Below are 21,151 nucleotides of genomic sequence, written 5' to 3' on the forward strand. Positions count from 1 at the left end.
AGTATATTTTTTATAGATTTATTGATAACGGCTTAAGTTTTTTTAAATTGTTTTTGTAGTAAAAATTTGACAAAAATCTGAGGTTAATTCTACATGACATCTTTGCCAGAGCTTATGGATATTCATATTTTTGCAAAAATATTCTCATAACGATTAAAAGAACTTTATTGTCAAAATAATGATTCTAAGAACACAAACGGTTTTATCTCAAAAACAAAAGAGGCTGTACTACAAGTAAACAGCCTCTTTTTGATTGTCCAACACTCAGAATGTCAGGTTTTTAAATAAAAAAACCTCCCGAAAATGATGGGAGGTGAATAAAATTGACTGTATATTGAAGTGTAATTCAATCGTTATTTATGATTTTCAAGCCATTTCAGTCTGCGCTCATCCGGGAGGTGCTTTACTTTGAAGTTTTCAAAAACGGCAGTGAATCCTTCCCCGTCCGGGCAGGCAGCCATTAATCCTACCATTACCGGAGTATTATCCTGAAGCGGAGCATTTCGCATCATGATATAATTCTTGTCATCAAAAGAATAGAAAATCTCTACAGCATCCAGTCTTCTCACTGCTTTTATCCATACTGCAGGAGGTGTTTTTTCCAATGTAATGACACTCCAGTCGCTTTTGTTATGGGTTACCACGGTACTGAGATTATACTTCCCGTCTACAAACTCCACTCCGGCTTTAATATAATGTTCCTTATCGGTGCGAAGCATAAGCCCCATCTGGTCAAACCTTGCCTTATAGCTGCCGGTTATCTTTACTTTTGCTTCAAATTCACCGCCATAGGTTGCGTAATAGAAAGGGGCGTCATCTACGGTAAATCCGTAGTGTGAGATTCTCCAATAATCGCTCTGCGGAGTTACAAACATGGAAAGACTGTTGTTTTTGATTTCCCATTTTTCAGGTTCATTAAACCAGACCATTTTTTCCAGGGTCTGTGCAGAAAACTTCTGAATCAGGAATAAGGTGCAAAAACTTAAAATCAATTTCTTCATTCTCTTTTGGATAAGTTCTAAGGGTAAATTATTATTTTAGCAAAAGTATTACTAAACCCGAATCGCGTCAATACTGATAAATAACCATTATGGAAATCCGTGAACAGCTCAGCGATAAATTACTGGATAACACCTCGCAAAAATGTATACTCAATATAGAAATCTATAAGGAAAGAGCGCTTGCATATGCTCAGATAGAAAGTGCTGTATGTGTATTGAGCGATATGCAGGAGAACAAAAGTTATATTTATAAATCTGCTGCTGCGGAAGAACTAGGTCTCAGCAAGAGTGAAAACCCTACAGAAATAGATTCTATCTGGGAAGAAGAGATGTTGAAAAAAATACATCCTGATGACCGCTTGAAGAAATATATCCATGAACTCCGCTTTTTCAGATTACTGGATGCTATGAAAATGACAGAACGTACAGCCTACAGCGTAGTTTCAAAAATCAGGATGAAAGATAAAAATGATCAGTACAGATGGGTAAAGCATCGTATGTTTTATATTTACTCACCAAACAATGGAAGGCTGAGACTCGCTCTATGTCTTTATAATATCGCTTTGACTTCATCTCATGCTCCGGATTTTATGATCATTAATGCTGTAAAAGGTAAAGTTGTTGTGAAAGATAAACTCGATTATAAAAGTATTCTGAGCCCAAGAGAGCTGGAAGTTTTAAAATTTGTTGGGGAAGGCTATTCGAGCAAAGAAATCGCCGGCCTGCTTTCTATCAGTATCAATACCGTTAGCAGACACCGTCAGAATATTCTGGAAAAGTTAAAAGTAAAAAATTCTACCCAAGCTTTTAAAGATAGTTTTTATTAATATTCAACTTTAAATATCCGAAAAGTTCACCATATTGTCTTGTACATTATGATTAATTTTATAACTTGAATACAGTTAATATTACCCCTGCATGATGAAAAGAAGCGAAGAAATTACCCATCAGTATTTTACCTTTTTAGACCACCATATTCAGGAGGTTATTTCCGGAACGGTTCCTGAATTTATGGAGCTGAATGAAATTGCCGGCGAGCTTGCTGTATCTCATAAGCACCTTACCGATACCATTAAAAAAGAAACCGGACAGCATCCTTGTTCTTTTTATGATGAAAAGATTATTGATCAGATTAAACAAATGCTCATTACTTCCGATAAATCTATAGCAGAAATTGCCCGTATTTTTACTTATGACCCTTCCAATTTTTCAAAATTTTTTAAAAAAATGACCGGTTTTACCCCCGGAAATTTCAGAAATTCAAATAGATCTTAAATTGACCACTTTTTTTGTTTAATATTGTTGTGTCAGAAGATTTGTGCCGGCTTTTGTCTCTGGATAGGGATTTGGCCGTCCGGATTTTCGGATTTAAAAAGCTGTTTAGTGAATTAAAATGTTAAAATAATAAGAAAATAATCTTTTATAAATGAGCTGTTTGTGAAAAATAATAACATTTTTTTATTATTTATTTACTAATATTTCTTTATTGTTTGATTTTTTTATTAAATTTAGGTAAGAAAAAACTAATTAATTCAATAGGTGAAAACGTTAAAAAGATTGATACAGATACAAATACTTTGGTTTCCAGATAATAAGAATAAAATATTGTGTCTTTAATAATATTTAATCTCAATAGAGGCGCTTAGGCCTTATAAATAGTTATATATTTGTTTTTTTAACCACACAACAAACAAGATTAAGGATGAGCATCAATTTCACAACAGCAACTATCAAAGACTTTGAGAATATACCAGATAATGATATGGCTCAAAGAGCTGAAATTTTTTATGAATATTTAGACTATGTAAAGTCTAATGGACACATGAATTACAGGCTGAAGAACACTTCAGGAACCAATGCAATACTGAATGTAAATATTGCAGACCACAACAGAGAATTTGTTAGTTTTGTATCAAGTGATTATTTGGGATTCACACAGCACCCAAAAGTAAAGCAGGCTGCAATTGAGGGAATACAGAAATATGGAACAGGAACAGGGGCAACTCCTCTTATCGGCGGATATTTTGATTACCACAATGCTTTAGAGAAAAAGATTTCAGGTTTTTTCAAAAGAACAGAAGATGAAGCCGTTGTATTTACTACTGGTTATACTGCTAATAGCGCCAGTTTACAGTGTTTAATGCAGAAAGAAGACCTCGCTATTTTAGATATGGCCGTACATGCCAGTGTACACGAAGGATGTGCATTTACCAATAAAAAGACATTTCCGCACAATAATTTAGAATCTTTGGAACACATTTTGAAGGTATCTGAAAATCTGTACCGTACGAAACTTGTTATTGTGGATGGAGTGTATTCCCAGGATGGTGATACCTCCCGTATTAATGAGATCTATAATCTTGTGAAGAAGTACAATGCCTTTCTGATGGTGGACGACGTACACGGTGTCGGCATCCTTGGAGAAACCGGAAGAGGTACTTTGGAACAGGCAGGATTACTGGATAAAGTAGACATCATCACAGGTACATTCAGCAAAACATTTGGAAATCTCGGAGGTTATGTTATTGCAGATAAAAAAATAGCTGCATTCATCAGGTTCCATTCCCGTCAGCAGATTTTTTCCGCTACAGCTCCACCATCATCCGCAGGAATTGTTAAAGCCATTGATTTAATTGACGAAGAACCTATCTGGAGAGAAAAGCTCTGGAATAACATCAATTACTTCAAAAAAGGCCTTGATGACCTGGGATTGGATACTGGCGTTACATGTTCTGCAATTATTCCTGTAAAAATTGGAGATCCTTATGTAACAGGAGAAGCCGGAAAACTACTAATAGAAAAAGGAATCTATACCAATCCGATTCTTTACCCGGCTGTACCAAGAAAAGATGCCCGTATCAGGATGAGTGTAACTGCAAGACATGAAAAAGAACATCTTGACAAAACGCTTAATGCGTTTGATGATATTAATAAAAAATTGCATATTGCGAAAAAATAATAATTATGCCTAGAAAAGTAGTGCAGGGCCCCATTAGGGACAAAGAAAAAACAAAACAGAAACTGCTTGCTGCAGTTGGTAAAATTTTAAGAGTAAAAGGATATTCCGGATTAAAAGTAAGTAAAATCGCCGCAGTAGCTGGTTTTGACAAAAAATTGATCTATGAGTACTTTGGAAGTACTGATAAACTGATCGATGAGTATATCAAATCCCAGGATTACTGGAGTCAGGTCAACCAGGATGTTGATATGGATTTCTCTGACGGTGGACATGAACTTACCAAAATGGTTGTTCTTAATCAGTTTGAAAATCTGAAGAAAAACAAAGAACTTCAGAAGATCATTCTTTGGGAGCTTTCAGAAAGCAAGCCTATTCTTAAGAAACTGGTTGAACAACGTGAAGAGGTAGGAGAGGTTTTATTTGGAAATATCTCAGATCCTTACTTTGGGGATGGTGTGGCTACAAGACATAGGGCAATTATGGCTCTGATTGTTTCCGGAGCTTACTATCTGAATCTTTATACAGGATATAATGCCAACAAATTCTGTGGGATTGACCTGAAAACTGAAGAAGGAAGAAAAGAGATTGAAGGCGCTATCGTTGAGCTCATTGACTTTGCATACAGTAAAAAGAAATAAAGATTGAAAGTTTTCCGATTTGAGCAGAGATACTTTTTTTGTTGATAATTTGAAAACTTTTAATTTTCAAATTAAAACTATATTTCTTACTTTTGGCCAATGGAAAATTTTATAGTATCTGCAAGAAAATATCGTCCTCAGGAGTTTGATACGGTTGTAGGGCAATCCCATATTACGGATACTTTAGAACATGCAATTGAAGAAAGCCAATTAGCTCAGGCATTGCTTTTTTGCGGTCCTCGTGGTGTGGGTAAAACTACTTGTGCCAGGATTCTGGCAAGAAAGATCAATGAGAAAGATGGCTCGGTTTCAGAAGACGGCTTTGCGTATAATATCTATGAGCTGGATGCCGCATCCAATAACTCTGTAGATGATATCAGGGAACTGATAGATCAGGTACGTTTTGCACCTCAGGTTGGTAAATACAAAGTGTATATTATTGACGAGGTTCATATGCTGTCTTCTGCCGCTTTCAATGCTTTCCTTAAAACCCTGGAAGAGCCGCCTACTCACGCAATCTTTATTTTGGCAACCACGGAGAAACATAAAATTATTCCAACAATTTTATCCCGCTGTCAGATCTATGACTTCAAAAGAATTGTTATTGAAGATATCCAGAGCCACCTGAGGAACATTGCCCAGAAAGAAAATATTCAGTACGAAGATGATGCATTGTATCTGATCGCTCAGAAAGCAGATGGGGCATTAAGAGATGCACTTTCTATCTTCGACAGGCTTTCTACCTTTTCCCAGAAAAATATTACACTGGCAAAAGCCGCCGAAGTATTGAACATTCTGGATTATGATCAATACCTGAATATTGTAGATCTTGCGAAGGAAAACAAAATTCCTGAAGTACTTTCCGCATTCAATGAAATTGTAAAGAAAGGATTTGATCCCCACATTTTCATTGCTGGATTAGGAAATCATTTCAGAGATCTGATGATGGCACAGAATGCCTCTACGATGGAACTCATCGAAGTAGGAGAGAAGACAAAAGCCAAATTCGTAGAACAGGGACAGAAGTGGGCCGCCCAGCAGCTGATAGATGGTATTGAGATCTGCAACCATGCGGATATTAATTATAAAAATTCCAAAAACCCAAGACTTACGGTTGAAATTGCATTAATGCAGCTGGCTTCACTGACAGCTAATTTAGGCGATACTAAAAAAAAAAGTTCCTGATTCTGGCTCCGTTTCTCAGTGAGAAACAGGAGGTGAAAATACCGGAAAAAGCTCCGGAGAAAAAAGAAACTAAACCAGAACAACAGCCTGCAGTCTCTCAGACAGTTCAGGAGGTTTCAGTAATAAAAACAACCAAACCATTGTCGAGGCCGGTAATATCTTCCGGTTTTAGCATCAATTCCTTTTTGAATAAAGAAGATAAAGTGGAAACAGCAGAAAATGTTGTTGTAAAAACTGAAAATCTTCCTCAAAACCATTTTACAGATACAGATCTGCAGATGGAATGGAAAATTATGCTTAAGCAGCTTCAGGTAAAAGACAACTTTGTTTTTAATGCAGTAAAAACTTTTAAGCTGGAAAAAGCGGAAGAGCATAAAATCAAAGTTTTGTTCCCGTCAGATTCTGCTAAAGTAGAATTTGATAAAATAAGTGGAGAATTTTTTAATCATTTTAAAAGAAAAGTTCAGAACCATATCATCGAGATAGAATACGTCAGAGACATTGAAAATCTGAAGATTGAGGTAGTGACGAAGAGGAAAATGTTTGAAAAATTTATCGAAAAAAATCCACTTTTGAAAGATCTTGATGATTTAATGAAGTTTGATTTGACATAATTTTATATATTTGTCAAATATTTCTGTCGAAAATAAGTTTTTGACAAAAACAAATTACAACCAGAAACGCTAAACAAAGACATTTCCAGAAGAAAATGGAAAAACTGACTAACACATATCTGTCTTTTTTTGCACCCGCTAATTACTTTTTTAGCGGTTATTTTAGTTTTTCTGCTTCTTATTATAGAAATTTCAGAACCTATTACCGATTTTACTGGTACTGTTAACTGAATTTCTTTCCAAAAAATACAGGAGAAGTAGAGCCCTATTATTTTCCTGATTCCTTTAAACAATTTTGAACGGCATTTTTTGAAAAGAATTATAAATTAAAATTTATAATCCAAAGGGCTATTGCTGTCAACGAAAAAATTATATAAAAAAACAATAAAATTTAGAATATGAATTTAAATGATTTAAAAAATGAGTGGATCGATGAGCTTACACAACCTCTGATGATCGCAGGGCCATGCAGTGCGGAAAGTGAAGCTCAGATGCTTGAAACGGCCAGAAGAATTAAGGAATCCAATGCCAATGTATCAGTTTTCCGGGCAGGAATCTGGAAACCTCGTACCAAACCAAACGGTTTTGAAGGAGTGGGAGTAATCGGTTTGAACTGGCTGAAAAAAGTAAAAGAAGAATACGGTTTTAAAACAGCTACGGAGGTTGCCAACGCACACCACGTGTTTGCTGCCCTCGAAGCTGATGTAGATGTTCTTTGGATCGGTGCTCGTTCTACAGTGAATCCATTTACGGTACAGGAAATTGCAATGGCCCTAAGGGGAACTGATAAACCGGTATTCGTGAAAAACCCTGTCAATCCCGATCTTGCATTATGGATCGGAGCGCTGGAAAGGCTTTTAGGACAGGATATTAAAAACCTGGGTGTGATCCACAGAGGATTTTCAACCTACCAGAAAACAAAATACAGAAACAATCCAAACTGGCAGATTGCCCTTGATTTCAAAAGCCAGTTTCCCAATATTCCAATGCTGATTGACCCTTCTCACATCTGCGGAAACAGAACAGGTCTTGCTGATATCACACAGGAGGCGCTTAACGTAGGGTACCAGGGTGCTATCATTGAATCACACTGCAATCCTGATGAGGCGTGGAGTGATGCTTCACAGCAGATTACACCGGAGGTTCTTGCAGAACTTATCGGTAATCTCAAAGTAAGAAGCTCCAATCTTGCAGGTTTTGAAGGGGAGATGGGAAGACACAGAACTTTAATCTCAGATCTTGACTTCCAGTTAATCGAACTCCTTTCTCAAAGAATGAAAATTTCTGAAAAAATCGGTAAGCTTAAAAAGGAAAACGATATTGCCATCTTCCAGCCTGACCGTTGGAAAGTAATTACTGAATACGCTACACAAAAAGCAAAAGAGACCGGAATGTCTCAGGAATTCATTGAAAAAGTATTCAAAGCAATTCATGAAGAATCTATTGAGGTTCAGAATAATATTATGATTGAAAGATAAGTTGCAGAAGCATAAGAGAGATTAAAGCTTTTACTGAATTTTCAGCTAAAAATAAAGATTAGGGCGTAGCCATCAGGATTTAGGGTAATAGGAACATTTGTTTTTAAACCTATTTCCCGATGCTAAGCCCTAATTCCGTATATTTGCACCAGTATTATCTATGAAAGGAAAAATCATTAAATCTACAGGCAGTTGGTACCAGGTTTTGGAATTGGAAACAAATAAAATTTTCGAGGCCAGAATCAGGGGGAAATTCAAATTAATAAAAACCAGACTTACCAACCCGCTTGCCGTAGGAGATTTTGTTGAGTTTCAACTGGAACAGGATGATATTGCCTGGATCACGAAAATTGAACCACGTTCCAATTATCTGATCAGAAAATCAGTAAATCTTTCAAAAGAAGCTCATATTATTGCTTCCAATATTGATCTGGCATGCTTTATCTTTACCCTGAAACATCCTGAAACATCCTTAGGATTTCTGGACAGGTTTCTGGCATGCTGTGAGGCGTATAATATCACACCGCTTATTCTTTTCAATAAGATTGATGTTTTACATGAAGAAGAAATTGAAATTGTAAAAGACATTGAATTCTTATATCAGGAAATCGGTTACGATACCCTCGAAATCTCTTCCTATTCGAAACTGAATCTGGATCAGCTTCAGGAACTTCTTAAAGATAAAACTTCAGTATTCTTCGGCCACTCCGGTTGTGGAAAATCTACTTTGGTGAATGCTCTGCAGCCAGGACTGAATTTAAAGACATCCGAAATTTCAGATACCCACCTCAAAGGAAAGCATACAACCACTTTTGCCCAGATGCATTTCTGGGATTTTGGCGGAAATGTCATCGATACTCCCGGGGTTCGTGAATTTGCAATGATCGATATTGAAAAAGAAGAAGTACAGCATTACTTCCCTGAAATTTTCAAAAAGAGAGAAGAGTGCAAGTTTCACAACTGCCTTCACATCAACGAGCCGAAATGTGCCGTTATTGATGCTCTTGAAACTGGCGAAATCCAACATTCGCGTTATGCTACCTACATTAAACTGATGGACGAGGCAGAGGAAGCTTCTCAAAAATAATCAGCAACAGATATTTTATTTTTATGTACAGATTAATTCGGACAATCTGTATTATCTTATTTGTATCAGGTCAAATAATATTCTAAAAAATTAATTCTATGAAGGTTAAATTTAATGCTCATGAGAAGCATCTGTTTTTTATGAATTATTTTTTTTGATTTTTAGTGAAAAAAATACTGTTTTTGAATAACTCCACTTTTTGATATTTCTTTTTTGGCCGATAACTCCAATTTTGTCACATTTTCAGTGCGCCTGAAAAACGATAGTGCTGTAATTTTGATTATTGCAGTAATAGCAAAAAAAATGATAAAATCATTGTATATACCTCTGTATGTTGCTGAAAATTATGTAATTAATAAAAAAGTGTGGTATTTTTTTGAAAATAAAAAACCCAGCCGAAGCTGGGTAAAAACTAATAACCATGAAAACTCAAATTAAACATGAGAATCGCAATAGAATAAACAATTACTGTGCCAAAGTTTGCTTCATGATTTCTTAATAAAAGTTATTTTTATGTTAAAAAAAAATTAAAATAAAAATCAAAGATATTTTTTGTAATTTTGCGCCATTAAAAAAATATACATTTATGTCTAACATTACATTCACTATGATTAAGCCTGATGCTGTTGCTGACGGACATATCGGTGCTATATTGGGTAAGATTGCTGAAGGAGGTTTTAAGATCAAAGCTTTAAAATTAACTCAGCTTACAGTTGCTGATGCAAAAAAATTCTATGAAGTACATGCTGAGAGACCATTTTATGGAGAATTAGTAGAATTCATGAGCTCTGGTCCTATCGTAGCTGCAGTTTTAGAAAAAGACAATGCAGTAGAAGACTTCAGAACATTAATCGGTTCTACTAACCCTGCAGAAGCTGCAGAAGGTACAATCAGAAAAATGTTTGCAAGAAGCATCGGAGAAAATGCTGTTCACGGTTCAGATTCTGACGAGAATGCATTAATCGAAGCTCAGTTTCATTTTTCAGGAAGAGAGATTTTCTAAGAAAATCGTCTTACAAAATAAAAGATCCGGAGAAACATTCTCCGGATTTTGTTTTTATGCAGGTTTATTTCAAGCCACTTTAAAGATTGTTTTCAACAGCTCCCACATTTTCACTGTACAGCTCCACAGGCTTGTTAAGCAAAACTGCAATAACAGTCATCTGTTTATCTAACTTTTCTTTAGGAATATCAATATAAATAATCCCCGGCCGGTCGCTCCAGTACAGTTTATTGTATATCGTATGTGGCAGCATTGTGCCTTCACCTACAACTCTTATTCTGGCAATTTCATTTTTTATCCCTTTCAGAGCAATAGGACCGGTAGGAGTTCCTTCCACAAAAAGGTAAAGAGTCTGTTTATCCTTTGACAAAGCACTTATTCCCGGGAAATGACCTTCCGGAAGCCCTTTTTCTGTTTCAAATAAAGCTTCTGCATGCTTACTTATCCACTGCATAGTTGCAGGATTTGTTGCAGGCGTTTTCTTGATTTTCATATCAAGTCCATCACTCGTCAGGCCATTATGGGTAAGTAGGTTATTACCGTTATACAGCGCATTGGCTATGTCGTAGACAGCTTCCCGGGTATTTTTGTTATCGAGTATTTCGGCAAGAGAATGTTCTTCCTTTTTTACCTCTTTCAGAAAAACAGGAGGCGTATCAAAAGTAAGTTCTGCCACTGTGATATCTTTGTCAAATGTTACATTGGAGAAATGTAAGGTCAGTGTTTTTTCAGTATTATAATCCATTGTAATGACAGCGGATGGATCTCCGATGATTTTCGCTGAAAGAGGTTTTGTTGCCAATCCATAAATCTTTGCAAAGTTTTTGGTTTCTTCCAGATAAAGGAACAAAGATTTTTTAGCGGTTGACAACGACGACTTTCCTTTGTAGTTGTCAAAAGGAATTCCACGGACAGTCTCATAAATGGCATGTTGGTTTTTCGATGTCCAGCGTCCCAGGTTTTTAAGGATTTCAACCTGTTCCCCAGGAATTGTACCGTCTGATTTCGGACCCATATCAAGCAGAAGGTTTCCTCCCATACTGATCACATCTGCCAGAGTTCTGACAATCATATTGGGTGTTTTATATGCTTTGTCATAGGGTTGAAATCCCCAGGAATCATTCATGGTATAGCAAAGTTCCCAGTACGGATTTTGCGGCGGAACTACCGGAATCCCCTGTTCAGGAGTATCATAATCTCCGTGATGGTTGAGCCTTGAATTGATAATGATATTGGAATTGTACTTCTTGAGTAAATCCAAGGTTTGAGAAGCTTTCCATTCCTCAGAAGTATGTTCCCAGTCTCCATCGAACCAAAGAAGGTCTGGGGAATATTGAGAGGAGAGTTCATGGAGCTGGCTTTGGTAATAGCTGATGAAATTCTGCCAGCGTGCAGGTTCATTTTTTATTTCGTAACGTTTTTTTGTCCGGGTATTGATGTCATAATACGGATGACTCCAATCCGGCAATGAGAAATAAAGCCCTGTTTTTAATCCTGACTTTTTCAGCGCAGAAACAAAGGGACTCAAAACATCCTTTTTAGCCAGGGAATTTTGAGGAATTGTGGTTGCCTTTTCGGCTTTTGAGTTCCAGAGTGAAATTCCGTCATGATGCTTTGTTGTAATGACTGCATATTTTGCTCCGGATTCCTTAATAAGATTTACCCATTGCTCCGGCTGGTATTTTGAAGCTGAAAAACCATTCAGCTGCTTCATGTAATTTTCGTGATTAATATAATTATTGAAAAATGACCAGGATTCGGAGATGCCGTTGACAGAGTAGATTCCCCAATGAATAAAAATACCCAGCTTTGCATTTTTAAACCACTCCATTTTTTTGCCGTTGTCAATGGTCTGAGCCTGTGCATCGATATGATAAGCGGATAATATCAATCCAAGGAAAACAGCTTTAATCAGACTGATTTTCATATATAGTTTTATTTTAACTTTAAATATAATAAAGAAAACATCACATTGTAAAATAGTTTCTGCTATTTACTAATAATTGTTATCAAAACGTTTCTTATTATTGTATTTTTATAAATGGAACGCTTATTGTAAAATTTATCCGAAAAAGCAGTTATGAAAATTCCAGCAATATTAATGGCAAGTTTATTAGTGGCCGGTGTATCTGCACAGACCACTAAACCGGAAAGTAAAACAAAAAAGCCTGTTAAAAAAGTAAAGAAAGCAACTGCTCCGGATACGGTTGAAAAGAAAAAACCGGGAACGCCTAAGCCGGTTGTGAAAAAAGATACACTTGTACTCCGTGGACATGGCTGTCCGGCCTGCGGAATGGGGTAAAAGATGAGAAAGCCAATAGTAGGAATATCAATGATGGCAGAAGCAGATTTTGTTTCTGCTGTTTTGCCGTTATTGCAGGCCAACTCTGTGGATGTGCTGGAATGGTCTTTTGATACCCTTTATCATACCTATGAACCGGACTGGCTTCGGGATCTGTTAAACTTTTATGCAGAGAATGACCGTTTGATTGGTCATGGAGTATATTACTCTTTGTTTGATGCAAGATGGACCGAAAGACAGGAAGAATGGCTGAAAAAGCTTAAAGAAGAGACTGGTTATAGAAAATACAATCATATCACGGAACATTTCGGTTTCATGAATACTGAAAATTTTCATCAGGGAGTTCCATTGCCGGTATCACTGCATGCCAAAAACTTAGAAATTGGGAAAGATAGGCTGTACAGGCTACAGGAAGCTGTAAATATTCCTGTGGGGATAGAAAATCTGGCCTTTTCATTTTCAATAGATGATGTTAAAGAACAGGGGCTATTTCTTGATAAACTGACGGAAGATACAAATGGTTTTCTGATTCTGGATTTACACAATATTTACTGTCAATCCTGTAATTTTGAGTTAGAAATGCAGGAAATAATTGATTTGTACCCGTTGGATAAAGTAAAAGAGATTCATCTTTCCGGCGGAAGCTGGCAGGAGAGTGCATATGGGAAAAAGCAGGTGAGAAGAGATACCCATGATGATGTTATTCCTCAGGATATCCTTGCTGTTCTGCCATCTGTGCTTACACAATGTCAAAATCTGGAATATATTATCATTGAAAGACTTGGACATACTTTAAAAACAGAAGAGGAAAAGGATGATTTTCTGAATGATTTCAACACAGTCAAAACAATTATTGAAGCTTCCGGCTTAACATTAGAAGAAAAGAATAACTGGCGTAAGAAAGAAATGAAACTTTCGGAGAAACCTTTAGAAGATTTGGTTTTATATGAAGAACAGTCGAGACTTACCAGGCTTCTTTTTGAGAATATCGATGCTGAAGCTATAAAAAATCAGGGCTTTCATTATTTTAAAACAGAAAACTGGGATCCTGAAATGATTCTTACAGCTCAGAACATCATTAAAAAATGGAATCCTTATTAATTCTATTCTGATAACCAAAATCAAATTATATGAAAATGACAACATTAGTATTGATCATTACCGCTGTTCTCACTGCTTTGATAGGAGGACTTTTCTATGCTTATTCATGTTCGGTTGTTCTTGGACTTGGGAAACTGTCTGATGCAGAATACCTGAAAGCAATGCAGAATATCAACCGGGAAATTCTGAACCCTGTTTTCTTTATGAGTTTTATGGGAACTCTGATTCTTCTTCCGGTATCTGCATTTTTGTTTCGTGGGCAGCAGCCTGTTTTTATTTTTCTCCTGCTGGCTGCACTCGCTTATCTGATTGGGGTTTTTGGAGTAACGGTCGCCGGGAATGTTCCGATGAATGATGCTTTGGATAAATTGGATATTTCCAATTCGACAATAGAAGTGATTAAGCAGATGCGGGAAAATTTTGAAAGCAGATGGAATTTTCTCAATAATATAAGAACTGCCTTTTCTGTCATTTCTATCATTCTTGTGGTCTGTGCCTGTGTCTGGAATAGAGAAGTATGAAAATATAATGGAGTTAAGTGAAAATACGTACTATGAAAATTCGGTATTTTTACGGATGTGTACGAATGGTTTTATTCAGATCTTTGTGCTGTTAGCAAGACAGATTTAAACATTTCAATCAATTGAAAGAAGATTATAACCAAGACGACTTCAATCCAAACAAGAGAAAAGGCAGCCCAATGGCTGCCTTTTGTGTATGATAAAAGATAATGTATCAGATTTTTAAAAGCTCGATTGTTCTTTCAGGACTTTCAGCTGAGAAAACAGCATTTCCTGCAACAAGAACGTCAGCTCCGGCTTCAAATAATTTGGAAGCATTGTCAAGATTTACGCCTCCGTCTACCTCGATAAGTGCTGTAGAGTTGTTGCTTAAGATCAGATCTTTTGTTTCAGCAATCTTTTTATAAGTATTTTCAATGAATTTCTGTCCACCAAATCCTGGATTTACACTCATTAATAATACGAGATCCACATCTGCAATGATGTCTTCAAGCATTAATACGGGTGTAGAAGGGTTTAAAACGACACCTGCTTTTGCTCCTCTGCTCTGAATATGGTGGATGGTTCTGTGAAGATGCGTACATGCTTCATAATGTACAGAAACAAGGTCTGCACCATGATTGATAAATTCATCAACATATTTCTCAGGTTCCACGATCATCAGGTGAACATCTACAAATTTTTTAGCATGCTGCTGAACCGTTTTCATTACAGGAAAACCAAATGAAATGTTAGGAACAAACCGGCCGTCCATTACATCAATATGGAACCAGTCGGCCTGAGAGTTATTCAGCATTTCAATGTCTCTTTGCAGATTCCCGAAGTCTGCAGATAAAAGGGATGGAGCAATAAGCTTCGTTTTCATTTTTACTTTTTATACTTTTTATTAGATATAAGATGCTAGATCTCAGATTTCAGATCTTTAAAGAGCAGAAGTAAGATGTATTTATTAGAGTCTGATATCTGCTGTCTCATATCTGAAATCTCAATTAATGATACTTCAGTTTCATTTCCGGCTTGATCTTAAGAACTGTTTCATAGATAAGTTTAATCACATTCCCTACATCTTCCTTAGATACCATTTCTACCGTAGTATGCATATAACGCAAAGGTAAGGAAATTAACGCACTTGGTACTCCGCCGTTGGAATGGGCAAAAGCATCTGTATCAGTGCCGGTAGCTCTGCTTGCCGCTGCTCTCTGGAATGGAATTTTCTTGGCCTTTGCCGTATCGATAATTAATTCTCTTATAGTATGGTGAACACTTGGAGCAAAAAATACTACCGGTCCTGCACCACATTTCTGATCTCCTTCTTTTTTCTTTTCAATCATCGGGGTAGTGGTATCGTGGGTAACATCTGTTACAATAGCGATATTCGGCTTAATGGTATCTGCAATCATATCTGCTCCGTATAAGCCTACTTCTTCCTGTACGGAATTGGTAATATAAAGTCCGAACGGGATAGATTTTTTATTTTCTTTTAAAAGTCTTGCTACTTCAGCAATCATAAAACCGCCGATTCTGTTATCCAGTGCTCTGCAAACGAAATATCTGTCATTCATTTCAAAGAACTCATCAGGATAAGTGATCATACATCCTACAAAAATGCCCATTTCCTCCACTTCTTTTTTGGAGGTAGCACCACAGTCGATAAAAATATTTTCGATTTTTGGAGTAGGCTCATTTTGATTGGTTCTTGTATGAATTGCAGGCCATCCGAATACCCCTTTTACAATCCCGTTTTCTCCGTGGATGTGGACAACTTTTGAAGGGGCAATGGTCTGATCGGAACCACCGTTCCTGATGACATAGATCAATCCGTCATCTGTAATATAATTGACGTACCATGATATTTCATCAGCATGCGCTTCAATCACTACTTTAAATTCAGCTTCCGGATTAATTATCCCGTAGCAGGTTCCATAATGGTCTACTTCTATTTTGTCTACATAAGGTCTGATGTAGTCCATCCATACTTCCTGTCCTTTGTGCTCGTAACCTGTTGGTGATGATGTATTTAAATATTTCTCTAAAAATTTCAAAGATTTCTTTTCAAATTTCATAAAAAGGAATGATTTTTGCGTTTAATTTTTGTTGTTATAAGTGTAAAAATAATGAATTTTAGTAAGATTATCTGCCTTTTTATCTTCTTTTTTGGAGTCAGTGTTTTTGGCCAGAAAGATGGTATAGTGGCAAAGCCACTCAATCAATACCCGCCTGAATCGCTGAAAGTGGATGAATTTGGTAATAAGTATTATTATGATGAGCAGCAGAAGATCAAGGTTTATGAAATCAATGGAGAGCCTGTAGTGGTCTTGGATGAACTAGTTTTGGTCAATAAACCCCGGTTTAATAATCAGCTGGATAAGAATTACTATTATTTCCTGAATAAAAAGCTGTACAGAGTATATCCGTTGTTTGTTACTGCTTTGCAGCAGTACAGAGATATCCAGAAAGATATGAATGACCTGGATAGCAAAGCCAAAAGAAAGTTTGTAAGAGAAAGACAGAATATGCTTGCTGACCAATATGAAAAACAACTGAGAGATCTTACTACTACCGAAGGACAGGTTTTTGCGAAGCTTATGAATAGGGCTACCGGGAAAAATGTATATGAGATTATTAAAGAATTAAGAGGCGGATGGAGTGCTTTCTGGTGGAATGTAAAAGGAAAGATGGCTGATATTGACCTGAAAGAGCGCTATGACCCGCATACCAACAGAAGTGATGAATTTATAGAATCATTACTGCAGTCCAATTGGAATTCAGGTTATCTGCAGCCTTATCCAGGAGCAAATGATTTTAAAGTAAAGAAATAAAATAATATAAATTCCTGTAAGTATTCTTACAGGAATTTTTCTTTTAATTTATCGAATACAATCTTGTCTATTGGAAGAGGAAAAGGATTATCCGGTCTGTCAATATCAATCCATTCTGTTTTTTCGATGCATGGATCCATAATAATGAAGTCTTCCTCATTAATGATCTCTACTATATAATATATGGTAAGGAGCTGTTCATTCTCTCTGAAACGGGAAACCAGAAAGTTTTCCTGGGTGTAAAAATGTTCCAGTACATTTATTTTTACATTCAGTTCTTCATCAAACTCACGATGCAGACATTCGAGTACACCTTCACCATATTCCAATCCGCCACCCGGAAATTTCATTAAAGGTTCACCGGCATATTCTTCAAATAAAGTTAAAACCTGTTTATCTTTTACCGCACACGCATACACTCTAATGTTGATCTTATCTATCATATATAATATAATGTATAATATTTTGTATAGCTAATGTAAGAAATTTTGTTGGAAAAAGCAGGAAGTCGGAAGCGCGAAGCTGGAAGTTTAATACTATCTATTTTAATAATGTTGAATCAACGTATCTTTATATATCAGTTATTATTTTAAAATAAAAAATCAATATTAATAAAACAGTCGGTTGTAAACATCCAGCTTCCATCCTCCAGCTTCCATTCTATAATTTTATGGCATTGATCATCTCTCTCTTTCCCGGAGGCCCCTGTTTTTTCTCTACCTGGAAATTCAGTTCCTGGAGAATTCTTCTCACACTGCCTTTAGAAGAGTAGGTTGTTAATAATCCGTTAATGGCCATTTTGTCAGAAACGAGTTCAAATAGTGGCTTTTCCCATAAGTCAGGCTGTACTCTGGCTCCAAAACAGTCGAAGTAAACGAGGTTGATTTTGGGCAGATCTGTTTCTTTAAGGTCGAAAAAATCACATTCTATCTTTTTTAAGTTGAATCCACTAATGATTTCTACTGGCTTTTCCCAATCTGCCAGATGAATTTTCTGATAAATATTTTTAAATTCTGGGTTATCAAAAAGTTCATAGTATGCCAAATCCTTAACTTCGGATTCATTTATGGGATATTTTTCGAGCGAAAAATAATTGATGACATGATTTTTGTCAGTTTTTAAATATTCATTAATTGTTACCAAAACATTCAAACCTGTTCCAAAACCGAGTTCTAAAATATTAATTTCGCAATCATTTATCAAATTTAGTCCATTTTTGATAAACACGTGTTCTGCTTCCTGAAGCGCTCCGTGATGAGAATGGTAGTTTTCATTTAAATCATTGATAAACAATGTTTTACTACCGTCGTTAGTGGTCTTTATTTCTCTTTTCAAGCTATTTTTTTGTCAAATTTACTCTAAAATTTTTATATTTAGAAAATTATGTTAAATTTGTAGAACATCGTAAAAATTTTAAAAAATGATAATTCAAAAAACTGAAAACTCCAGAATTTCTACATTTGACCCTAACAATTTTTCATTTGGTGGTACTTTCATAGATCATATGATTATTTGTGAGTATGAAAACGGGAAATGGGGTGATGTAAAATTAGTTCCTTACGGTCCGATTCCATTTACCCCTGCCATGATGGGAGTAAACTACGGACAAGCTTGTTTTGAAGGTATGAAAGCCTATAAAGACAAAGACGGGCAGGTTTTCCTTTTCAGACCTGAAAAGAATTTTGAACGTATCAATAAGTCAGCGAAGCGTCTTGCTATGCCTGAAGTGACTGAAGAAATATTTTTAGACGGATTAAAAGCATTGGTAGATATCGACAGAGAATGGATTCCACAGGGGGAAGGGATGTCTCTTTATATCAGACCGTTGATTTTTGCTACAGAGGAAGCTTTAAAAGCAAGAGTATCTGATAAATATATGTTTGCCATCGTTGCAACGCCAGCGAAGAGCTACTATTCAGAGCCGGTATCTGTAAAGATTTCTGACCACTATTCAAGAGCAGCAAACGGAGGGGTAGGTTCTGCAAAAGCTGCAGGTAACTACGCCGCTTCTTTCTATCCAACACAATTGGCAATTGAAGAAGGTTACGAGCAGATTATCTGGACTGATGATGCTACTCACGAATATTTCGAAGAGAGTGGTACAATGAACGTATTTGTAAGAATCAACGATACCATCTATACACCTCCAACTTCTGAGAAAATCCTTGACGGGGTAACCAGAGACAGCTTTATTCAGCTGGCTAAGAAAAGAGGAATCGAAGTAAAAGTAGAACCAATTCCTGTGAAAACAGTAATTGAAGCTTTGAAGAATGGCTCTCTAAAAGAAGTATGGGGCGTAGGTACGGCGGTGGTAACCACTCAGTTCCAGGCGTTAGGATATCAAGGTGAAAAACTGGCGCTTCCAAGATTATCTGATGAAGAAAGCTATGCCGCTATTCTTAAGAAAGACCTGGTAGATTTACAAACTAACTTGTCTGAAGACCCATTCGGATGGAGAGTTATCGTAGACCATGTGCTAGAAACAGTATAATAGTATTTAAATAACAATATGAAAGCCGGGTTTTTCCCGGCTTTTTTGTATCTATGTATTTGTAAAATGAATGAATAAATTTTAAGGAAGATCAATGCGTTGTTACATTCACAGATTTCTTTCTCAAGTTTTGTAATTGATCGCGAAATGTGTATTTTCGCAAAAGTTTATGAAAAAAATACTCTTCATATCAGCCATAAGCCTGTTGAGCTGCAACAGAAATACCCAGACGGCGCATCCTCCTGTAGGTGGTGTTTTAAGCCAAAAAGATCTGGATGTTTCTAAAAACAGGATGAAAAGTTTAAACACCATAGAACGCGGTCAGATTCAGGATTGGATCAGTGGCCAGTCTATGAAGTATTACCCTACGCAGCTTAATTATTGGGTAACGGCGGAAGGCTATGATCAAAGAGAAAGAAGGAAAGATGAGACCATGATTTCCTATTCTTATGAACTGTATGATTTTGATCAGACTAAAATCTACGACCAGCCTTTTGAAAGGAAAGATGCCAGATTCGGGCACTTTAATGAACTGAGAGCAGTGGAGAATGCTTTACGTTTTATACGTGATGGAGAGGAAGTAACGCTTTTGGTACCGTCTTCTTTGGCATACGGAACCTACGGAGACGAAAAGAAAATAGATAACGATATTCCATTAATCATAAAATTAAAAGCTCTATAATAAATGAAATTGTTTAACAAGAATATAATTCTGGCAGCGGCAAGCGTTTCGCTGATGAGTTGTACCCCAATTTATAAAAAAATGAACGTAGACAAAGAAACTTACGAAGGTCTTAATGACGGGCTTTATGCCAATCTTCAAACCACAAAAGGTAATATGATTGTAAAGTTTGAAGACAAGAAAGCACCAGTAACTGTAGCCAACTTTATCGGTCTTGCAGAAGGAAAAATCGATAACAAAGCTAAGGCTAAGGGAGTTCCTTACTATGACGGAACTATTTTCCACAGAGTAATCAAAGATTTCATGATCCAGGGAGGAGATCCTCAGGGAACAGGAATGGGAGATCCCGGGTATAAATTCGAGGATGAGAAAAACGATCTTAAGCATACAGGGAAAGGAATTCTTTCTATGGCGAACTCGGGACCAAACTCAAACGGTTCTCAGTTCTTCATCACAGAAGTGGCTACACCTTGGTTAGACGGAAGACATACGATTTTCGGAAAAGTGGTAAAAGGGAATGATGTAATTGATGCTATTGCCAATGTTGAAAAAGGAGCTCAGGATAAGCCTAAAACAGATATCGTTTTAGAAAAAGTTTCTGTTTTCAGCAAAGGTGACGAGTACAAGCATTACGATGCAGCTAAAACTTTCAACGAAGGAAAAGCTAAAATTGCGGAAAACAATAAAGCTTTTATCGCTAAAGAGGAAGCTGATAGAAAGAAAAAAGAAGAAGAATTCAAAGCAAACCAGGAGAAATTAGTTGAAAACCTGAAAGCCGGTATGCAGAAAACGGAATCAGGACTTTACTATAAAATCACAAAAACAGCTGATGGTAAAGCTCCGAAAGCTGGTGATAATGTATCTGTACACTATGCGGGTAAATTGGTAGACGGAACTGAATTCGATTCTTCATTCAAAAGAAACGAGCCGATCGAAATTCCAATCGGAATGGGAAGAGTGATCAAAGGATGGGATGAAGGTATCCTGTTATTGAAAGAAGGTGAAACTGCTACATTACTGATCCCGCCGGCAATGGCTTACGGAGAAAGAGGAGCAGGAGGAGTGATCCCGCCAAACTCTTGGTTAGTTTTCGATGTTGAGCTTGTAAAAGTAAAATAATTGAATTTTTTATAATATGAAGCCGTCCCGGAAGGAACGGCTTTTTTTATGCAGTTCAAATACATTCTGTAACGATCTGCGTACATGTTGCGACCCATTTTAATATCCGGAAAGTTTAATATTTTACGGTAAAAAGCAATCTTAAATTTGT

22 protein-coding genes are annotated in these 21,151 nt (G+C 36.6%); 16 read left to right on the forward strand and 6 right to left on the reverse strand.

What is annotated here, in order from left to right:
- Positions 1 to 353 precede the first annotated feature (353 nt).
- Complete coding sequence (locus ACP3T3_RS02040) at positions 354 to 1,001, reverse strand: DUF1349 domain-containing protein (protein WP_426478273.1); 648 nt, start codon at positions 999 to 1,001, stop codon at positions 354 to 356.
- A gap of 89 nt (positions 1,002 to 1,090) precedes the next feature.
- On the opposite strand from ACP3T3_RS02040, the gene ACP3T3_RS02045 reads away from it, so the two are divergent.
- From ACP3T3_RS02045 to ACP3T3_RS02085, 9 genes are all read left to right on the forward strand, one after another.
- Complete coding sequence (locus tag ACP3T3_RS02045; RefSeq protein ID WP_426478274.1) at positions 1,091 to 1,828, forward strand: LuxR C-terminal-related transcriptional regulator; 738 nt, start codon at positions 1,091 to 1,093, stop codon at positions 1,826 to 1,828.
- A gap of 91 nt (positions 1,829 to 1,919) precedes the next feature.
- On the forward strand, positions 1,920 to 2,276 hold the full coding sequence (locus ACP3T3_RS02050) for a helix-turn-helix domain-containing protein (RefSeq protein WP_426478275.1): 357 nt from the start codon (positions 1,920 to 1,922) through the stop codon (positions 2,274 to 2,276).
- A gap of 427 nt (positions 2,277 to 2,703) precedes the next feature.
- Entirely contained in the window at positions 2,704 to 3,960 is a 1,257-nt protein-coding gene (locus ACP3T3_RS02055) for an aminotransferase class I/II-fold pyridoxal phosphate-dependent enzyme (RefSeq protein ID WP_426478276.1), read from the forward strand.
- Positions 3,961 to 3,965: 5 nt separating this feature from the next.
- Positions 3,966 to 4,598, forward strand: a complete 633-nt coding sequence (locus ACP3T3_RS02060) for a TetR/AcrR family transcriptional regulator (RefSeq protein WP_426478277.1) — start codon at positions 3,966 to 3,968, stop codon at positions 4,596 to 4,598.
- 99 nt (positions 4,599 to 4,697) lie between these two features.
- Positions 4,698 to 5,783: a DNA polymerase III subunit gamma/tau gene (dnaX, locus tag ACP3T3_RS02065; RefSeq protein WP_426478278.1), complete on the forward strand. Its 1,086-nt coding sequence runs from the start codon at positions 4,698 to 4,700 to the stop codon at positions 5,781 to 5,783.
- Between the two features lie 32 nt (positions 5,784 to 5,815).
- A complete protein-coding gene (locus ACP3T3_RS02070; protein WP_426478279.1) occupies positions 5,816 to 6,397 on the forward strand; it encodes a hypothetical protein in 582 nt (193 codons plus the stop codon).
- A gap of 398 nt (positions 6,398 to 6,795) precedes the next feature.
- Complete coding sequence (locus ACP3T3_RS02075; RefSeq protein ID WP_426478280.1) at positions 6,796 to 7,875, forward strand: chorismate mutase; 1,080 nt, start codon at positions 6,796 to 6,798, stop codon at positions 7,873 to 7,875.
- Positions 7,876 to 8,035: 160 nt separating this feature from the next.
- Positions 8,036 to 8,962 carry a ribosome small subunit-dependent GTPase A gene (gene rsgA, locus ACP3T3_RS02080; protein WP_426478281.1) on the forward strand — a complete coding sequence of 309 codons (927 nt, stop codon included), beginning with the start codon at positions 8,036 to 8,038 and terminating at the stop codon, positions 8,960 to 8,962.
- Positions 8,963 to 9,548: 586 nt separating this feature from the next.
- On the forward strand, positions 9,549 to 9,965 hold the full coding sequence (locus ACP3T3_RS02085; protein ID WP_034722935.1) for a nucleoside-diphosphate kinase: 417 nt from the start codon (positions 9,549 to 9,551) through the stop codon (positions 9,963 to 9,965).
- A 79-nt stretch (positions 9,966 to 10,044) separates the two neighbouring features.
- Here the strand turns inward: ACP3T3_RS02085 and ACP3T3_RS02090 are convergent, their stop codons facing one another.
- Positions 10,045 to 11,892, reverse strand: a complete 1,848-nt coding sequence (locus ACP3T3_RS02090; protein ID WP_426478282.1) for an alpha-L-fucosidase — start codon at positions 11,890 to 11,892, stop codon at positions 10,045 to 10,047.
- Positions 11,893 to 12,045: 153 nt separating this feature from the next.
- Between ACP3T3_RS02090 and ACP3T3_RS02095 the strand changes: the two genes are divergently transcribed.
- Genes ACP3T3_RS02095 through ACP3T3_RS02105 form a run of 3 tightly spaced genes read left to right on the forward strand, consistent with a single transcriptional unit; the run spans position 12,046 to position 13,889 of the window.
- Positions 12,046 to 12,267, forward strand: a complete 222-nt coding sequence (locus tag ACP3T3_RS02095; RefSeq protein ID WP_426478283.1) for a hypothetical protein — start codon at positions 12,046 to 12,048, stop codon at positions 12,265 to 12,267.
- Between the two features lie 3 nt (positions 12,268 to 12,270).
- On the forward strand, positions 12,271 to 13,368 hold the full coding sequence (locus ACP3T3_RS02100) for a DUF692 family multinuclear iron-containing protein (RefSeq protein WP_426478284.1): 1,098 nt from the start codon (positions 12,271 to 12,273) through the stop codon (positions 13,366 to 13,368).
- A 29-nt stretch (positions 13,369 to 13,397) separates the two neighbouring features.
- Positions 13,398 to 13,889 carry a DUF1772 domain-containing protein gene (locus ACP3T3_RS02105; RefSeq protein ID WP_426478285.1) on the forward strand — a complete coding sequence of 164 codons (492 nt, stop codon included), beginning with the start codon at positions 13,398 to 13,400 and terminating at the stop codon, positions 13,887 to 13,889.
- Positions 13,890 to 14,103: 214 nt separating this feature from the next.
- On the opposite strand, the gene rpe is transcribed toward ACP3T3_RS02105, so the two are convergent.
- Both rpe and ACP3T3_RS02115 read right to left on the reverse strand, forming a co-directional pair.
- Positions 14,104 to 14,754, reverse strand: a complete 651-nt coding sequence (gene rpe, locus ACP3T3_RS02110) for a ribulose-phosphate 3-epimerase (protein ID WP_426478286.1) — start codon at positions 14,752 to 14,754, stop codon at positions 14,104 to 14,106.
- A 124-nt stretch (positions 14,755 to 14,878) separates the two neighbouring features.
- Complete coding sequence (locus tag ACP3T3_RS02115; RefSeq protein WP_426478287.1) at positions 14,879 to 15,952, reverse strand: M42 family peptidase; 1,074 nt, start codon at positions 15,950 to 15,952, stop codon at positions 14,879 to 14,881.
- A gap of 51 nt (positions 15,953 to 16,003) precedes the next feature.
- Here ACP3T3_RS02115 and ACP3T3_RS02120 point away from each other — a divergent pair, with 51 nt between their 5' ends.
- Entirely contained in the window at positions 16,004 to 16,708 is a 705-nt protein-coding gene (locus tag ACP3T3_RS02120; RefSeq protein ID WP_426478288.1) for a DUF4294 domain-containing protein, read from the forward strand.
- Between the two features lie 26 nt (positions 16,709 to 16,734).
- Here ACP3T3_RS02120 and ACP3T3_RS02125 read toward each other — a convergent pair whose 3' ends face one another.
- Positions 16,735 to 17,151 carry an NUDIX hydrolase gene (locus tag ACP3T3_RS02125; protein WP_332387132.1) on the reverse strand — a complete coding sequence of 139 codons (417 nt, stop codon included), beginning with the start codon at positions 17,149 to 17,151 and terminating at the stop codon, positions 16,735 to 16,737.
- A gap of 217 nt (positions 17,152 to 17,368) precedes the next feature.
- Positions 17,369 to 18,043, reverse strand: a complete 675-nt coding sequence (mnmD, locus tag ACP3T3_RS02130; protein ID WP_426478289.1) for a tRNA (5-methylaminomethyl-2-thiouridine)(34)-methyltransferase MnmD — start codon at positions 18,041 to 18,043, stop codon at positions 17,369 to 17,371.
- Positions 18,044 to 18,128: 85 nt separating this feature from the next.
- Here mnmD and ACP3T3_RS02135 point away from each other — a divergent pair, with 85 nt between their 5' ends.
- The 3 genes from ACP3T3_RS02135 to ACP3T3_RS02145 all read left to right on the forward strand — a co-directional run bounded on the left by ACP3T3_RS02135 (position 18,129) and on the right by ACP3T3_RS02145 (position 21,000).
- Positions 18,129 to 19,199 (forward strand): branched-chain amino acid aminotransferase, encoded by a 1,071-nt coding sequence (locus ACP3T3_RS02135; RefSeq protein WP_426478290.1) that lies wholly within the window; start codon positions 18,129 to 18,131, stop codon positions 19,197 to 19,199.
- 169 nt (positions 19,200 to 19,368) lie between these two features.
- Positions 19,369 to 19,881 (forward strand): FKBP-type peptidyl-prolyl cis-trans isomerase, encoded by a 513-nt coding sequence (locus ACP3T3_RS02140; protein WP_426478291.1) that lies wholly within the window; start codon positions 19,369 to 19,371, stop codon positions 19,879 to 19,881.
- A gap of 81 nt (positions 19,882 to 19,962) precedes the next feature.
- Entirely contained in the window at positions 19,963 to 21,000 is a 1,038-nt protein-coding gene (locus ACP3T3_RS02145) for a peptidylprolyl isomerase (protein WP_426478292.1), read from the forward strand.
- Positions 21,001 to 21,151: the final 151 nt, after the last annotated feature.

It is taken from the genome of Chryseobacterium sp. CBSDS_008 (genome assembly GCF_049959325.1).
Lineage (GTDB): Bacteria > Bacteroidota > Bacteroidia > Flavobacteriales > Weeksellaceae > Chryseobacterium.

Excerpts from the sequence above, each read along its gene's own strand:
- ACP3T3_RS02135 (WP_426478290.1), top strand. The coding sequence starts at position 18,129 with ATGATAATTCAAAAAACTGAAAACTCCAGAATTTCTACATTTGACCCT.
- ACP3T3_RS02055 (WP_426478276.1), top strand. The coding sequence starts at position 2,704 with ATGAGCATCAATTTCACAACAGCAACTATCAAAGACTTTGAGAATATA.
- ACP3T3_RS02115 (WP_426478287.1), bottom strand. The coding sequence starts at position 15,952 with ATGAAATTTGAAAAGAAATCTTTGAAATTTTTAGAGAAATATTTAAAT.
- ACP3T3_RS02040 (WP_426478273.1), bottom strand. The coding sequence starts at position 1,001 with ATGAAGAAATTGATTTTAAGTTTTTGCACCTTATTCCTGATTCAGAAG.
- ACP3T3_RS02105 (WP_426478285.1), top strand. The coding sequence starts at position 13,398 with ATGAAAATGACAACATTAGTATTGATCATTACCGCTGTTCTCACTGCT.
- ACP3T3_RS02125 (WP_332387132.1), bottom strand. The coding sequence starts at position 17,151 with ATGATAGATAAGATCAACATTAGAGTGTATGCGTGTGCGGTAAAAGAT.
- ACP3T3_RS02100 (WP_426478284.1), top strand. The coding sequence starts at position 12,271 with ATGAGAAAGCCAATAGTAGGAATATCAATGATGGCAGAAGCAGATTTT.
- rpe (WP_426478286.1), bottom strand. The coding sequence starts at position 14,754 with ATGAAAACGAAGCTTATTGCTCCATCCCTTTTATCTGCAGACTTCGGG.
- rsgA (WP_426478281.1), top strand. The coding sequence starts at position 8,036 with ATGAAAGGAAAAATCATTAAATCTACAGGCAGTTGGTACCAGGTTTTG.
- ACP3T3_RS02075 (WP_426478280.1), top strand. The coding sequence starts at position 6,796 with ATGAATTTAAATGATTTAAAAAATGAGTGGATCGATGAGCTTACACAA.
- dnaX (WP_426478278.1), top strand. The coding sequence starts at position 4,698 with ATGGAAAATTTTATAGTATCTGCAAGAAAATATCGTCCTCAGGAGTTT.
- ACP3T3_RS02060 (WP_426478277.1), top strand. The coding sequence starts at position 3,966 with ATGCCTAGAAAAGTAGTGCAGGGCCCCATTAGGGACAAAGAAAAAACA.
- ACP3T3_RS02095 (WP_426478283.1), top strand. The coding sequence starts at position 12,046 with ATGAAAATTCCAGCAATATTAATGGCAAGTTTATTAGTGGCCGGTGTA.
- ACP3T3_RS02120 (WP_426478288.1), top strand. The coding sequence starts at position 16,004 with ATGAATTTTAGTAAGATTATCTGCCTTTTTATCTTCTTTTTTGGAGTC.
- ACP3T3_RS02140 (WP_426478291.1), top strand. The coding sequence starts at position 19,369 with ATGAAAAAAATACTCTTCATATCAGCCATAAGCCTGTTGAGCTGCAAC.
- ACP3T3_RS02090 (WP_426478282.1), bottom strand. The coding sequence starts at position 11,892 with ATGAAAATCAGTCTGATTAAAGCTGTTTTCCTTGGATTGATATTATCC.
- ACP3T3_RS02050 (WP_426478275.1), top strand. The coding sequence starts at position 1,920 with ATGATGAAAAGAAGCGAAGAAATTACCCATCAGTATTTTACCTTTTTA.
- ACP3T3_RS02145 (WP_426478292.1), top strand. The coding sequence starts at position 19,963 with ATGAACGTAGACAAAGAAACTTACGAAGGTCTTAATGACGGGCTTTAT.
- ACP3T3_RS02085 (WP_034722935.1), top strand. The coding sequence starts at position 9,549 with ATGTCTAACATTACATTCACTATGATTAAGCCTGATGCTGTTGCTGAC.
- ACP3T3_RS02045 (WP_426478274.1), top strand. The coding sequence starts at position 1,091 with ATGGAAATCCGTGAACAGCTCAGCGATAAATTACTGGATAACACCTCG.